This is a genomic window from Accumulibacter sp. (genome assembly GCF_023806625.1).
GTDB lineage: Bacteria > Pseudomonadota > Gammaproteobacteria > Burkholderiales > Rhodocyclaceae > Accumulibacter.
Map to the genome: position 1 here is coordinate 107333 of NZ_JAMTDX010000041.1, position 14834 is coordinate 122166.

The following is a 14834-nucleotide window of genomic DNA, read 5'->3' on the forward strand; positions in this document are numbered from 1 at the left end:
CTATCCCGAGCCGCTGGGCGATTTCATGGCCTTCATCCCGGGCACCCGCCGGCAGACCAACTACCCGTCGACCGTCGCCTACCTCGCGCAACTGATCATCCACCGCTACGCGATGCTCGGCATCCTCGACGAGTCGGGTCTGCCGCTCAAGCAGATGGGTATCCTCGAAGCGCCGGCCGGCGGCACGGCCGCCCGGCCGACCGCGGGCAGGCTGTGCAGTGAATGCGGCAACCTGACGATGATCCGCAAGGATGGCTGCGATTTCTGCACCGCCTGCGGGGCGGTGGGGACCTGCGGGTGAGCAGAAGTGTGACGCGGCGATCGCCTCATGGAGCGCCCGCTTTCTGATCGCCGGGGCTCATGGGCTCGCTCGACCGTCGTCCCAGAGCAGCCGCAAAGCCAGCGACCCGGTGGGCCGCAGCGAAGGTACGCAAGGGTCTGGCGATAGCAACCCCGCGTGCGCGTATCGACCCGCCCGAGGCAAGGACAACCGCCGCCCGTTTCGGGTCCGGGCGCTCGCGTCCCGGCTTGGTCATGGCCGATGCCCAGTTGCCTGACAAGTTGGAGTAAACTTGCAGAAAGCGAAGACGAGGGGGAGGCGAACTGCAGCTGTTCGCTGCTCCGGGGGCAATATCCACAGGTCGGAGGGGTGCATTTCCGGCGCCTGGCGGAAGACCGCGGGAAAGTGCCTCCAATCCTCAACGTGACCCGGCTTCTTCCGCGCAGCGGCGGTATGGCGCTGGTCAAGGGGGCGGATCTCGACAAGCCGCGAACCTAGCGAGGCCAGTCTCCGTGGAGTGAATGTGAACCTCAACGAAAAGAAGATCGCAGTCGTCGGCCTCGGCTACGTCGGGTTGCCGCTGGCCGTGGAGTTTGGCAAGTCACGGCCGGTGGTCGGTTTCGACATCAATCTGGCGCGTATCGCAGAACTGCGCTCCGGCAGGGACAGCACGCTCGAGGTGACGCCCGACGATCTTCGGTCCGCGACGCAACTGGTCTACAGCAACAACCCTGAAGATCTGGCCGATTGCCGGGTGTTCATCGTCACGGTTCCGACACCGATCGACAGGGCGAATCGCCCCGACCTGACACCTCTGATCAGGGCCAGCGAAACCGTAGGCAAGGCGATGAAAGCCGGTTCGCTGGTCATCTACGAGTCCACCGTATATCCGGGCTGTACCGAGGAGGTGTGCGTGCCGGTGCTCGAGCAGTGCTCCGCCTTGAGGTTCAACATCGATTTCTTCTGCGGGTACAGCCCCGAGCGCATCAACCCGGGGGACAAGTTGAACACGTTGACCAGGATCAGGAAGGTGACCAGCGGTTCGACAGCCGAGGCGGCCAGGGCCGTGGACGACCTTTATGGCACGATCATTGGCGCGGGGACTTTTCCGGCATCGAGTATCAAGGTGGCCGAGGCAGCGAAGGTCATCGAGAACACGCAGCGCGACATCAACATTGCACTGGTCAATGAGCTTTCGGTGATCTTCGATCGTCTGGAGATCGACACGATCGAAGTCCTCGAGGCGGCAGGCAGCAAGTGGAACTTCCTTCCTTTCCGGCCGGGCATGGTTGGCGGGCACTGTATCGGGGTCGACCCCTATTATCTGACGCACAAGGCGGAGATGCTCGGCTATCACCCGCAGGTGATTCTCGCCGGTCGCCGGATAAACGACGACATGGCGCGGCACGCTGCGCGCAACGTCGTCCGGTTGATGCTCAGGAACGGGATCGACGTGGCGCGCAGTACGGTCGGCGTGTTCGGCGTCACGTTCAAGGAGAACTGTCCGGACATCCGCAACAGCAAGGTCGCCGACCTGGTCCGGGAACTCGAAAGATGGGGTGTCCGGGTGATCGTCGCCGACCCCTGGGCGGACGCGGACGAGGTCGCGCACGAATATGGAATCACGCTCGGCAGTATCGACCGCGAGCATCCCGTCGATTCGCTGGTTGTGGCGGTCGGCCACGACGAGTTCAAGCAGCTCGGTTTGCCGGAGATCCGGCTGCTCTGCCATGGCAACAACCCCGTGCTCGCCGATCTGAAGGCCCTTTTCGACCGCCACGCGGCGTCCGCCGCCGGGTTCACCGTCTTCCGCTTGTAGGATCCGCGGCATGCGCAACTATCCTGTCATTACTGGCCGTAAGATCCGCATGGGGCTGGTCGGTTGCGGGCGAATCTCGGCCAACCACTTCACGGCCATGGACAAGCATGCCGAGGACATCGAGATCGTCGATGTTTGCGATGTGGATCGCAGTGCGCTCGACAAGGCCGTCCAGCGCACTGGGGCGAGAGGCCATCTCAGCTTGCACGAGATGCTGGCGGCGACGACGGCAGACCTCGTTGCCCTGACGACGCCGAGTGGGCTGCATCCCGAGCAGACGATCGAAATCGCGCAGTCGGGGCGGCACGTGATGACTGAAAAGCCGATGGCCACCCGCTGGCACGACGGTTTGCGCATGGTGAAGGCCTGCGACGACTGTGGCGTGCGCCTCTTCGTGGTCAAGCAGAACCGGCGCAATGCCACCCTGCAACTGCTCAAGCGCGCCGTCGAGCAGAAGCGTTTCGGGCGCATCTACATGGTGAATATCAACGTTTTCTGGACACGTCCGCAGGAGTACTACGACAGCGCCAGGTGGCGGGGAACCTGGGAATTCGACGGTGGCGCGTTCATGAATCAGGCCAGCCACTACGTCGATCTCCTCGACTGGCTGATTGGCCCGATCGAAAGCGTCCAGGCTTACACGGGGACACTCGAGCGCGACATCGAGGTCGAGGACAGCGGGGTGATGAGCATTCGCTGGCGCTCGGGTGCGCTGGGATCGATGAACGTGACGATGCTCACCTACCCGAAGAACCTGGAGGGCAGCATCACCATCCTCGGCGAGAGAGGCACCGTGCGCGTCGGAGGTGTCGCGGTCAACGAAATTCAGCATTGGCAGTTCGCCGAGCAGCGCCCCGAGGACGAGCAGATCGTCTCGGCCAACTACGAGACCACGTCGGTGTACGGTTTTGGCCACCCGCTTTACTACGATAACGTGATCCAGGTCCTGCGCGGCCTGGCCGAGCCGGATACCGATGGACGGGAGGGGTTGCGGTCTCTGGAGACCCTGATCGCTGCCTATCTCTCGGCGCGCGATGGCCGGCGCATCGCACTTCCACTGGATTACTGACGTGGCGGTCAGCATCCATGCGCCCCGCCATCGTCGATGAAGGTGCCCAAATTGGCGACGGCTCCCGCGTCAGGCACCTTGCCAGCATGGGCACCGGCGCTCCATGCCATTCGCGCACCGCGCCGCGCGTCAATGGCCGCTGAGTGAGGCCAGCATGCCGAGTGTCGTGAACAATGCCATTCTGCTCGAGCAGCAGCATCTGGTCGCCGGTCCGAGGGCCCTGTTGTTCCAGAGGCCACCGAGTCACACCACCGGTGCTCGGCCGGTTGTCGAGTCCCCGCCCGCACGCCAGCGTTCAGACCTGGAACGCCGTCGTGTCGGGGATCGCAAAGCTGTCTTGATGGAGTCCGCGGACAAAGACCTTGTCCGGTCGGGACTGCCCCCCTGCTGACCGTCGGGGGATCCGCCCTGGACAAGCCGCAAGTCATCATTCTCGGCGCCGGCAAGCCTTTTTCGGGCGAGCGCCCATCAGCACTCGTCGAGGCGCCCTGGACGAGCCGCAGAGTTCTCGATTGGTTGCTCGAGGCGTTCGCATGCCTTGGCGACGCCGAGTTTCACTTCGTGGGCGGCTACCGTCTGGAAGAGGTGGTCGCGCGCTACCCCAATATCTATTTCTCGGTCAGCCCAGACTGGAAGCGCAGCGGCGCGGCGGCTTCCCTGCTGGCGGCGCCGCTCGACGCTGGCCGTGCGGCCTATGTCTGCTACGCGGACATCGTGTTCTCGCCAGAGGTGGTCGCCGCACTTGCCGCCGGCCAGGCCGATATCACGGTGTGCGTGGACCGACAATGGCGCGAGCGCTATGCGGGCCGCTCGAAAGCGGACTTGGCGCGCGCCGAAAAGGTCATCCTGAACCTCGACGGTCGAGTCGATCTTGGCCGGCAACTCGATCCGGCAGCTGCGGATGGCGAGCTGGTCGGCGTCTTTCGCTTGTCTCGGCGAGCCATCGCAGCCGTCAAGACTCTCGACCGACAGCTGGGCGACAGCGACTTCCGTCACAGCGACATGCCCGGCCTGATCAGCCGGCTGGCGTCGCTCGGGCTGAGTATTGACATCGTCGAGAACCCCGGGCGGTGGGCTGAGCTGAACGCACCGCAGGACCTCGCCCGCTTCGTGCTCGGTACCAAGGCCGAGACCCTCGAGCGCCTGCGCCCGCTGGTCCAGGCCAGCCGCATCGGAGAGCAGATCTGCTTCACGGCGAGTGACTGGCGCCGTGACCCCGCGGCGGTCATCGCGGCCATCCAGCAGAAGTTCGGGACGGTCCATCTGGTCGTGCGCAGTAGTGCAGGTTCGGAAGACGGCTGGGCAGCCTCCAACGCCGGTGGTTACGAGAGCGTACTCGACGTACCGGCGCAGAGCGCGGCGAGCATCACCGAGGCAGTCGATCGCGTGATCGCCAGCTACGGTCGCAGCGACCCGGGCGACCAGGTGCTGGTGCAGGCAATGCTGGGAGACGTCGTGCTCGGCGGAGTAGCTTTCACTCGCACGCTGACCCACGGTGCACCGTACTACGTCCTCAACTACGACGATAGCAGCGGGCGCACCGACGGCGTTACCTCGGGCGCCGGCCACAGACTGCGGACACTGTTCGTGCAGCGGAGCCACCGTGCCGCGGTCGGCCGGCTGGACCGGCGCACGGTGCTCGTTCTCGACGCCATCGCCGAACTCGAGGATCTGGTAGGCCACACCTCGCTGGACATCGAGTTCGCAGTGGACCGCCAGGGCGCGATACATGTACTTCAGTTACGTCCCATAGCCGTTCGCCATGGCCTGTCGACCGTCTCGGACGAGCACGTCGAGTCGGCGCTGAGCCAGGCAGCTGCCTGGTTTTGCGGCGCGCCCGAGCGCGGCAGCCGCCTGCTGGGCACGCGCACGCTGTTTGGCGTCATGAGCGACTGGAACCCGGCGGAGATTGTCGGCACGAAGCCGCGCCGGCTGGCGATGTCGCTCTACCGTCACCTGATCACCGACGACGTCTGGGCGACCCAGCGGGCCGAATACGGCTATCGCGACGTCCGTCCATGCCCGCTCGTCGTGAACTTCGCCGGCCATCCCTATGTGGACATCCGGGCCAGCTTCAACTCGTTTGTGCCCGCCGGCCTGGACGAGGGCCTGGCCAGTCTGCTGGTCGAACATTACCTGCAGAGGCTCGAGCAGCATCCGGAACTTCACGACAAGGTCGAGTTCGACGTGGCGTTCACCTGTCTAACCTTCGATTTCGAGGAACGCGCGCACGAGCGTCTGGCTCCGGCCGGTTTCTCAGAAACCGACATCGCCACGCTTGGCTCAGCACTGCGCGGGATTACCCGGGAGGGCATGTCCCGGGTCGATGCCGACGAAGCGAGGATCGCCGAGCTGGACCGCCGCTATCAGGCGCTGCGCGTTTGCCGCCTCGCGCCGCTCGACATGGCCTTCGAGCTTCTCGAGGACTGTCGTCGCTTCGGCACGCTCGCCTTTGCCCATTTGGCGCGCAGCGCCTTCGTCGCCGTCAGCCTTCTGCGCTCGCTCGAGCGCACCGGCGTGACTACTCGCGAGGACAGCAGCGCCTTCCTGGCGTCGCTCGAAACGGTCACCCGGGCGTTCGAGCGCGACGGTGCGCGCGTGTACAGCGGCCAGCTGGCGCGCGACGCTTTCGTCGCCCGCTATGGACATTTGCGTCCCGGCACCTACGAGATCACCTCCGACGCCTACGCCGACGACCCGGGCCGCTACCTGGAACCCATGATCAAGCCGGAGGCCTCGGCCAGCCGTCCCTTCGCCTGGTCGCCCGCCGCGCGCGTCCGGATTGAGGCACTGCTGCATCGGCACGGGCTTGAGCCTGACGTCGACGCCTTCGAGCGGTTCCTGCGCCGTGCCATCACCGGACGCGAGTACGCGAAGTTCATGTTCAGCCGCAACCTGAGCGCGGCACTGGGCGCGCTGGTCGCCGTCGGAGCGGCGCACGCGCTGGACCGCGAGTCCGTCTCGCATCTGGACATCGCCGACCTCTACAAGCTGCGCGTCGGCGCACACCCGACCGACGTGGCTGCCTGGCTGGCGGCGCGCGCCGAGGAGGGTGCTGCCGAGCACGACCTCACCCGTGCCATCGAGCTGCCGCCGCTGATCGTCGGCGCGGGCGATTTCGAGTGCTTCGAACGGCCTGCAAGCGAGCCCAACTTCGTCAGCCAGGGTCGCGTGGCGGCCGAGGTGGCTGTTCTGGCCGACGGCGAGGCCATCACCTCAGCTGCGCTGAGCGGCAAGGTGGTGGTCATCCCACGTGCCGACCCGGGTTACGACTGGCTGTTTGCGCACGGCATTGGCGGACTGATCACGCAGTACGGCGGGGCCAACTCGCACATGGCGATCCGCGCGGCCGAGCTCGGTCTGCCCGCGGCCATCGGTGTCGGCGATGCCCTGTTCGAGCGCCTGGTCGCCGCCCGGCTGGTGGTGCTCGATTGCGCCGTGCGTAGAATCGAGATCCAGGCCTAGGATGAAACGCATCGGATTGACCCAGCGCGCCCATGCCGTGTCAGGTTACGGCGAGCGGCGCGACATGCTCGACCAGCGCTGGGCGGCGCTGATCGAGAGGCTCGGCGCTTGCCCCTTGCCGCTGGCCAACAACGTGCGCGACGCTGCCGCTTGCCTGGGCACGCTCGCTCCGGACGCCTTGGTGATGACTGGGGGCAACGACATTGCTGCACTGCCCGGCGCGGCTGACGGGGCCCCGGAGCGCGATCGCTACGAGGCGGCTGCCTATCGCTACTTCCTGCAGCACGGCAGACCGGTGCTGGGTGTCTGCCGCGGCGCGCAGATGATCAACCACCTGGCAGGCGGCCGCCTGGTGCGCGTGCCCGGCCACGCTGGCACGCGACACGAGCTGGTCTGGGCCGGTCAGCTGCCCGAGTACTGGGATCGTCCGGCCGAGGTCAACAGCTACCATGGCTGGGCGATCCCTGCCGATGGGCTGGCACCCGGGATGGAGGCGCTGGCCTGGGGCCGAGACGGTACCGTGGAGGCTTTCCGCTCCGTTAGTGGGAACGTCAATGCCGTCGTCTGGCATCCGGAGCGCGAACCCGAACTCGGCCCCTCGACCTTCGCTTTTCTGGCCGCCGTGCTGGGCCTCTAGACAATCCCCGCCGTCACCCGACCCGGACTCGCTGCAATGAGCACAATCCTCGCACGGATGAAGCGCCCGCTCTCGGGCCTGAAGCACCTGGTTCGACATGCCATGGTGGCGCTGGCCTATCGCTTGCACGGAGTCGGGATCTTGTCTCTGGTAGCGGCCCGTCGGCTGGTGCGCCTGACCGAGCGGCACACGATCGACACGAGCTCCGACCGCTTCGTCATGGAACTGCCTGGACTGCAGCGCAGGATCCGGCAGGAGCTGCTGCGGCAGCGTCGTGAGTACGACAGCTACGCCTACTTCCACGGTTACCCCTACCAGGCGCTCGCCATCCTGGACGTGTTCGGCGAGCGTGGTACCGAGGAGCGCTTCGATGCGTATGATCTGGCCAGACTGATCGGGCGCGACGACTACGTGCTCGACATTGGCTGCAACTGTGGTTTCATGGCCTTGTACGCGGCCTTCCGCACGGGGTGCCGAGCGGACGGCATCGACATCAATCCCCACATGATCCGCATCGGCCAGCACTGCACCGAGTTCCTGCGCCTGCAGGACCGTGTGCACCTGATGGCGCAGCCTTTCCAGGACTTCGCGCCCGGGCAGCCCTACACGGTCGTACTCTCGTTCGCCACGCACTGGACCGACGACCGCAATTACCGCGTACGCTTGCAGGACCATTTGCTGCGCATCCACGGCATGATGGTCGACGGCGGCCTGCTCGTTTTCGAGTCGCACTCGACCGACGTTGGCAACCCGCAGTTCTACGCCGCGCTGGAAGAGATGCGTGCGCATTTCACGTGGGAGGGCCCGCGCCCGATGGCCAGGAGCACACGCGAACTCTATCTGATGCGGCGCATTGCCGCGTGAAGCCTCGTTGCAGCGGGTGTAACCTACCCACGACAGCGTAAAGGATCGATGAATTGAAGGCCTTGATACTCGCCGCCGGACAGGGCAGCCGACTGCGGCCGCTGACCGACGACATTCCCAAGTGTCTGGTCGAACTTGGCGGCAAGAGCCTGCTCGAGCGCCAGGCCACGGTGCTGCGCCGCGCCGGCATCCGGGACATCATTGTCGTTTCGGGTTACCGGGCCGACCAGATCGCTGCGCGTGGCTTCGCCACGCGCGTGAATCCGCGCTATGCGACGACCAACATGGTTGCCACGCTGTTCTGCGCCGCCGATCTCCTGAGCGGCAGCGACGATCTTCTGATCTGCTACGGCGACATCGTTTACGAGGGCCGCGTGCTCGCGGCCCTGCTCGCCGGTGAAGCGCCATTTACGGTGATGATCGATCGCCAGTGGCTGCGCTACTGGCGCCTGCGCCTGGAAGATCCGCTGACCGATGCCGAGACGCTCAAGCTCGGCCCGGGTGGCCGCTTGCGCGAACTGGGCAAGAAACCGCGTGACTACAGCGAAATCGAGGGTCAATACATGGGTCTGATCAAGGTGCGCGCCGACCACGTCGAGCGGCTGAGGGAGGTCTATGGATCGATGGACCGCGCTGCCGCCTACGACGGCAAGGATTTCGACAACATGTACATGACCAGCTTCATCCAGTATCTGATCGACCACGGCTGGGACGTGCGCATCGCGGAGACCGACAACGGCTGGCTGGAGGTGGACAGCGTGAGCGACCTGCGGCGCTACGAGGCGATGGCTGCCGACGGCACCCTTGCGCCCTTCTATGACTTGCGGGAAACGACATGATGACCATGCCTCTGGCACGCGAGGAACTCGCCTGTGCCATCTGCGGCAGCAGCGGAGCGGTCAGCGAGATCGATACTTACAAGTCGACCTGGCTGTTCTGTGCAAGTTGCGGCTGTTATTCCCGGATCCAGAAGGCCGCCTATCCGCTGGAAAGGGCGGCCAGGGCTCTGCTGCCGGTCTTTCGGTATGTGCCCAAGCTGAACGGGTTTCTGCATTCGCTGGGCCGCAAGAAGCAGGGTGTCGATTTCTACCGTTACTACTCGGAGCAACTGGCCTCTGGTGAACGTGGACCATGGGTGGGTCAATTCGAGATGGTGACGGCCGAGTTGCGTAGCGCCGACCTGCTGGTCGGCTGGAGCGGCTGCAAGGTACTCGAGATCAGCGGAGAACCTGGTTACTTTGCTCAGGACCTGATGAAAGCGGGCGCGGACGTCGTGGTCTCTGCCTTTGCCGACGATGTCGCGCGCGCGATGAGCGAGCGGCTCGGGGTGAACACCCTGACCTACGACTTCAATGCCGACGACATCGTGCGCAAGGTCGCCGCGGCCAATCAGAGTGGACCGTTCGACTTCGTCTTCATCCGTTTTGCGATCGGCTTCTGCGAGGACGTGCCAGTGCTGATGCGGAAGCTGTCTTCCCTGCTGAAGCAGGGGGGGTTGCTCTACGTGTCGTTCAGTCCGGCGTCGCGGGCAGTGCTGCTGCGCTGGATGTTCGATGACTACACCTATCTGCGTCAATACACCGAGGCCCACCTGAGTGACGCGGCGGCTGCCGCCGATATGCGGGTCCGCGCCCGTTTCGACGAGGGCTATTTCCATTGGGACCGTGGACCGCACAGCCTGCACTGGTCGCTGCGGCCGTTTGCCCGGCGCTATTTCAACGCCAACCCCTTCTACCGGGACGGCGATGAGTACGACGCCGTGCAGCGCCGGGTGGCCCTGGTCTTTTGCAGGGGATGAAAATGACGGCCGTAGACCTGCAGGGGGCCGCGCATGAGGCTGCGGCGCTGCTGGCTCGGATCGATGCCTGGCTGGCGGCTGATCTGCGCAGCGGGCCTGGCGACGGGGGGACGTCGTCAGCATCCACCCTGGATCTTGAAGGCGCGTTGCACAGCCAAGCCTGGTCAAACCTGACTCCCGAGGCAGACGCTCAGCTCGACCGTCTGCGCAAGAAGATCGAGGTGGCGCGCAAGCTTTGTCGTTACTACGTGTCCGACCTGTCGCGCGCCGCGGAGCCGACGCCGCTGGCTGCGGCGGCGGTGCGGCGTCTCTGTGTTCTGCTGCTCAAGGCGGCGCTGGTCCGGGATGATGCCCGCTACCTGAACTCGGCGCTGAAGCTGCTCGACGGCGTGCTCGGCCGCGACGATTGCTCGTTCCCGGACGAACTGCGCCAGCTCGCACGCTCGACGCTCGATGCGCTCGTGCCGCCGGCGCCTCCTTCGACATGAGAACCATCCCCTTGGCCCTGCTGGTCTTCCGCGGTGGTTGTCCGGTCACCGAGGCCTATCTCGCCTACCTGAGCTTGCATGAGATGCGGCCGGCCTTGATCCTGGCCATCGACTACGTGGGCGACGGCCCGCGCTCAGAGCGGCTGCGCCGGTTGGTGGGCACAGGTGTGGCCGCGCGCCTGCAGCGCATCCGACGCAACCGTGCCGCGCGCGTGCCCGCGGCGCTGGCCGAGACGCTGCAGAGGAGCTTGCCGGTAGTGCTCACGCCCGGTCGCGAGCCGGACTACGAGGCCGTTGCGCAACGGGTACTGCGCCTGACGGTCGACAACTACGCGGACCCACGCCTGCTGAAGGCCATGCGTGACTGCGGCGTGCGGACCTTCCTGTACTGCTCGGGCGGGCGGGTGCCAGCCGCGTATTTCAAGGAGGACTTGAGTATCCTGCATATCCACCCAGGCGTCGTGCCGCATGTACGCGGATCCGACGGGCTGCTATGGTCGATGCTGGCTCGCGGACGTCCCGGCTGCAGCTGTTTCTACATGGACGCAGGAATCGATACGGGTAGACTGATCGCCACGGCGGAGTATGAGCCGCCGCGTTGGTCCGGCCTGCGAGCCGACGCCGATGGGTTGTACCACGCACTGCTGTACTGCTACGACCCGCACCTGCGTGCGGCGCTGCTGATTTCGGTGCTCGAAAGGCTGGCGCCCGGCCAGGACCTGGCCGCTCTGGAAACCGCCGCACAGCCACACGGCGGTGGCCACTACTACACGATGCATCCCGAGCTGCGTGCGCGCGTCCTGGCCCGGCTCTTTGGATGAGAGTGGCCGAGGTCATGACGCACCACCTGCTCGCGGTGTGGCTGCAGCGCTGGCGCAGCTCGGCACTGTTGCGTCGCCTCGGCGCGCTGACCTCGGCGACGGCGCTGGCGCAGGCGATCCAGCTGGCCAACTTCGTTGTTCTCGCCAAGCTCTACACGCTGGCCGAGGTCGGCATATACAGCGTGTTTGCCGCCATCGTCGGCACGCTGGCGCCCGTTGCGCTGCTGGGCTATGAGATGCTGATTCCTGCCGTTGCGGACGACGACCTGGCGCCCTGCCTCAAGGCTCTGCTGCTGCTCGTGCTGCCCATGGCGGCCGCGTTGTGCCTGCTGGCCGCGTTGCTGTCGTATGACCACGCGGCCGCTGTGGGCCCGTGGGTGGCCGGAGCGATGATCCAGCGGCTGGCCGAGATGTTCAACGTACGAGGCAATCGCTTCCGCTGGATCGGCGTCGCCCGCCTCGCACCGCCGCTGACGATGGCGGTCTTGCTGGCCGCCTTCGCCTGGTGCGGAGTGCAGGATGTCGACCGCCTGATCGCCTGGCAGGCCGGCCTCACGCTGGTGCTGGGGGTGTGCTACGCGGTCTTGACCTTGCCACGTGCGCTCCTCTCGGCCCCGCATACCTTGGCCCGACTGCGCGCGACACTGCGTAAGCTGGCCAATGCGCCGATGTACCTGATGCCGTCCAACCTGCTGAACCTGGCGGCCTACAATGTTCCAGTGCTGGTGATCGGCGAATGGTTCGGCCCCGAACTGGCAGCACAGTATGCCTACGTGCTGCGCTTCGGCTTCGGTCCGGTTGGCCTGGTGGGGGGGACTCTGTACCAGGTCTTCTACGGCTTGCTGGCGGAGGCGGTGCGTACCGGCAACGAAGCGATCTTCCGCCAGTTCGTGCGGGCTCGTCGTCACGTGGCGCTGGTGGCGCTGGCCGCTGCCCTGGGTATGGCGCTGGTCTATCCGGTCGGCTTCCGTTACGTGCTCGGGCAGGAGTGGATGACGGCCGGCTGGATCGCGATGGTCTTTTCCCCCTTCTTTGCCGCGATGCTGTACCTGACACCGTTGTCCGTGTCGCTGAACGTCTTCTCGAAGCAGCAGTACGAACTCAAGACCCAGCTTCATTACTTCGCCATCTCGGTGCTCTCCTTCGGCCTGGCGATCGTCACCGGCAACGCCTGGGTTGGCTTCGTTCTTTTCTCGGCGCTCGGCTGCCTGCGCTATGCGTTGCTGCTACGCGATATCAACGAGGTGCTCGTAGACCACAAGGTCACCGGACATGACCCTGATCCGCGCACTTGAGTACGCGCTGGGGCCGAGGTTCCGCAAGGATCTCCTCTCGCTGCTCCGCCACCGGATGCAGCCCTCCCCAGACGTCCTGTTCGTGGCCGGTAGCCAGGTCGACCTGCAATGGGTGATCCCGGCCTACGAGGCGGCCGTCGCGCGTGGCCTGAACTGCGCTTTTGCCGGGCCTGACTTGAGCGTGCCGCCCGGCGCGGCCTACGTGAACATGACCATGCACGTGCTGCGCTTCGCCCGCGCGACGCTCCTGGTGACGGCCACCAGCGGCCTGACTTTGGCCCGCATGCCGCGAAGTTGCGTGCGCCGGGTGGCGGTACCGCACTCGCTGGTCAGTCTCCACATGGTCTATCCGCCGGGCACCTTCGACGGCTACACGGATGTCTTCTGCTGCGGCGAGCATCACCTAGTCGAGATTGAAGCGATGAACCGGCGAGACGGGCTGGCCGGGCGCCGCCCCGTGCTGATCGGCTATGGCAAGTTCGAGCGTCTGGCGACGACCCGGCCCACCGCGCCCACGGTCGACGGCGGGCCGACACATGTGCTGGTCGGCCCCTCGTGGGGACCGGGTAACCTTCTCGAGACCTTGGGCGAAGCCCTGCTCATACGGCTGCTTGCCGAGGGTTACCGCGTGACGCTGCGGCCCCATCCGTCCTTCTTCGTGTACGGCGACGCGTTGATCGCCCGCATCGTCGAAGGCCTGCGGGGTTTCTCCTCGTTCGTCCTGGAAAATTCGGTCGAGGAAAGCCACGCGCTGTGGACGGCGGACATGATGATCGCCGATTACTCGGGCTTTGCCATGGAGTTCGCCTTCGTTCGCGAGAGGCCTGTTCTCTACGTCGACGTGCCGCCGAAAGTGCTGAACCCTGGTTGGCGCGACCTGGGGCCGACGCCGCTGGAGCTTGCAGTACGCGAGCGGATTGGAGTGGTCGTGCCGCCGGCCGTCGATGAGGTGATCGCAGGCTTGGCCCGGCTTGGGCAAGACACGGCTCAGTGGGCAAGCCGAATCCGGCAGGAGCGCGAACGCCACTGGGTGAACTTCGGCGGCTTCGGCGAGGCCTGTGCCGAAGAACTGGCCGGCATGCTCGCGACGGCCCGGCAATGAGAAAATGACAGGTTACGACAGCTTGCCGCCCATGCCCTATCAGATCTGCACCCGCTGCATCATGGATACCAGCGATCCGGACATCGAGTTCGATGCCGCCGGCGTCTGCAACCACTGCCGAAATTTCGACCAGCATCTTCGCCCGCACTGGCACCCGGACGAGACGGGGCGCCGCATGCTGGACGCAATCGTCGCGAAGATCAAGCGCGAAGGGCAGAGCAAGTCTTATGATTGCGCCATCGGCCTCAGCGGCGGCGTCGACAGCTCGTACCTTGCCTACGTGGCGCGCAAGCAACTGGGGCTTCGCCTGCTCGCCGTGCATGTGGACGGCGGCTGGAATTCGGAGCTGGCGATACGCAACATCGAGAACATCGTGCGCAAGCTCGACGTCGACCTGCACACCTACGTGGTCGACTGGGAAGAGATGCGCGATCTGCAGCGCGCCTTCCTGCGCGCCGGGCTTGCCAACCAGGACGTGCCGCAGGATCACGCCTTCTTCGCCGCGCTGTACAGCAACGCCCAGGCCTATGGCCTGCGCTTCGTACTCAGCGGCGGCAACATCGCGACCGAGTCGGTGATGCCGGCTGAGTGGGCCTACAATGCCATGGACCTGCGCCATCTCGAAGCGGTGCACCGGCGTTTCGGCAACGGCAGACTCCAGAGTTTCCCGCGAGTCAATTTCTTCCGCTACTATTTCTGGAATCGCTACGTCAAGCGGATGCAGGTGATTCGCCCCCTCAACTACCTGCCCTACGTGAAGGATGAGGCGATCGCGACGCTCGAGCGCGAACTTGGTTTCCAATACTACGGCGGCAAGCATTTCGAGTCGCGCTTCACCAAATGGCAGCAACTCTACTACCGTCGGCGCAAGTTCGGCTACGACGAGCGGCGTGCCTACCTGTCGAGCCTGGTTCTATCCGGGCAGATGACGCGGAACCAGGCCGTGGTCGCCCTTGCCGGCGACACCGACAGCGAGCGCGAGGCGGAGCAAGACACGGACTATGTCCTGAAGAAACTCGCCGTCGGCGAGGAAGAGTTCCGTGGGCTGATGGCGCAGCCGCCGCGGACGTTTCGCGACTACCCGTCCAACTACCTCCTGTTCAATACCAAGACCGCCCTGCGTGAGTGGCTGCGCTCAAAAGGAATACACCTTCACCCGAACTCCTGAGTCCCCGGGCCAGGGGCGAGTGAATAGG

Annotated in this window: 12 protein-coding genes and 1 pseudogene; all 13 read left to right on the plus strand. The window is 65.4% G+C overall.

The genetic code is table 11. From position 1 onward, the window contains the following. Window positions 1-301, plus strand: a pseudogene (locus tag NFW05_RS07445) (ribonucleoside-diphosphate reductase, adenosylcobalamin-dependent); the annotation flags it as partial. 502 nt (window positions 302-803) lie between these two features. Continuing rightward, window positions 804-2099, plus strand: coding sequence for a nucleotide sugar dehydrogenase (locus NFW05_RS07450; RefSeq protein ID WP_295304410.1), 1296 nt, complete (start codon window positions 804-806; stop codon window positions 2097-2099). A gap of 10 nt (window positions 2100-2109) precedes the next feature. Then, window positions 2110-3168, plus strand: a complete 1059-nt coding sequence (locus NFW05_RS07455; protein ID WP_295304414.1) for a Gfo/Idh/MocA family oxidoreductase — start codon at window positions 2110-2112, stop codon at window positions 3166-3168. Window positions 3169-3684: 516 nt separating this feature from the next. Further along, entirely contained in the window at window positions 3685-6633 is a 2949-nt protein-coding gene (locus tag NFW05_RS07460) for a PEP-utilizing enzyme (RefSeq protein WP_295304417.1), read from the plus strand. A gap of 1 nt (window position 6634) precedes the next feature. Then, window positions 6635-7270, plus strand: coding sequence for a gamma-glutamyl-gamma-aminobutyrate hydrolase family protein (locus NFW05_RS07465; protein ID WP_295304420.1), 636 nt, complete (start codon window positions 6635-6637; stop codon window positions 7268-7270). 36 nt (window positions 7271-7306) lie between these two features. After that, window positions 7307-8134: a class I SAM-dependent methyltransferase gene (locus NFW05_RS07470; protein WP_295304423.1), complete on the plus strand. Its 828-nt coding sequence runs from the start codon at window positions 7307-7309 to the stop codon at window positions 8132-8134. 53 nt (window positions 8135-8187) lie between these two features. Continuing rightward, window positions 8188-8973, plus strand: a complete 786-nt coding sequence (locus NFW05_RS07475) for a phosphocholine cytidylyltransferase family protein (protein WP_295304426.1) — start codon at window positions 8188-8190, stop codon at window positions 8971-8973. Continuing rightward, window positions 8970-9932 carry a methyltransferase domain-containing protein gene (locus NFW05_RS07480; RefSeq protein ID WP_295304429.1) on the plus strand — a complete coding sequence of 321 codons (963 nt, stop codon included), beginning with the start codon at window positions 8970-8972 and terminating at the stop codon, window positions 9930-9932. The genes NFW05_RS07475 and NFW05_RS07480 overlap by 4 nt, the downstream gene beginning before the upstream one ends. Window positions 9933-9934: 2 nt before the next feature. After that, on the plus strand, window positions 9935-10420 hold the full coding sequence (locus NFW05_RS07485; protein ID WP_295304432.1) for a hypothetical protein: 486 nt from the start codon (window positions 9935-9937) through the stop codon (window positions 10418-10420). Between the two features lie 11 nt (window positions 10421-10431). Beyond that, entirely contained in the window at window positions 10432-11241 is an 810-nt protein-coding gene (locus NFW05_RS07490) for a hypothetical protein (RefSeq protein ID WP_295304435.1), read from the plus strand. A gap of 14 nt (window positions 11242-11255) precedes the next feature. Beyond that, a complete protein-coding gene (locus NFW05_RS07495) occupies window positions 11256-12536 on the plus strand; it encodes a hypothetical protein (RefSeq protein WP_295304437.1) in 1281 nt (426 codons plus the stop codon). Continuing rightward, window positions 12514-13638 carry a hypothetical protein gene (locus NFW05_RS07500; protein ID WP_295304440.1) on the plus strand — a complete coding sequence of 375 codons (1125 nt, stop codon included), beginning with the start codon at window positions 12514-12516 and terminating at the stop codon, window positions 13636-13638. The genes NFW05_RS07495 and NFW05_RS07500 overlap by 23 nt, the downstream gene beginning before the upstream one ends. Before the next feature lie 4 nt (window positions 13639-13642). Continuing rightward, window positions 13643-14806 (plus strand): N-acetyl sugar amidotransferase, encoded by a 1164-nt coding sequence (locus NFW05_RS07505; protein WP_295304443.1) that lies wholly within the window; start codon window positions 13643-13645, stop codon window positions 14804-14806. The last annotated feature ends 28 nt before the right edge of the window (window positions 14807-14834 follow it).

Coding starts and splice junctions, on each gene's coding strand:
- NFW05_RS07470 (WP_295304423.1), top strand. CDS start 7,307: ATGAGCACAATCCTCGCACGGATGAAGCGCCCGCTCTCGGGCCTGAAG.
- NFW05_RS07500 (WP_295304440.1), top strand. CDS start 12,514: ATGACCCTGATCCGCGCACTTGAGTACGCGCTGGGGCCGAGGTTCCGC.
- NFW05_RS07480 (WP_295304429.1), top strand. CDS start 8,970: ATGATGACCATGCCTCTGGCACGCGAGGAACTCGCCTGTGCCATCTGC.
- NFW05_RS07465 (WP_295304420.1), top strand. CDS start 6,635: ATGAAACGCATCGGATTGACCCAGCGCGCCCATGCCGTGTCAGGTTAC.
- NFW05_RS07495 (WP_295304437.1), top strand. CDS start 11,256: ATGACGCACCACCTGCTCGCGGTGTGGCTGCAGCGCTGGCGCAGCTCG.
- NFW05_RS07505 (WP_295304443.1), top strand. CDS start 13,643: ATGACAGGTTACGACAGCTTGCCGCCCATGCCCTATCAGATCTGCACC.
- NFW05_RS07455 (WP_295304414.1), top strand. CDS start 2,110: ATGCGCAACTATCCTGTCATTACTGGCCGTAAGATCCGCATGGGGCTG.
- NFW05_RS07485 (WP_295304432.1), top strand. CDS start 9,935: ATGACGGCCGTAGACCTGCAGGGGGCCGCGCATGAGGCTGCGGCGCTG.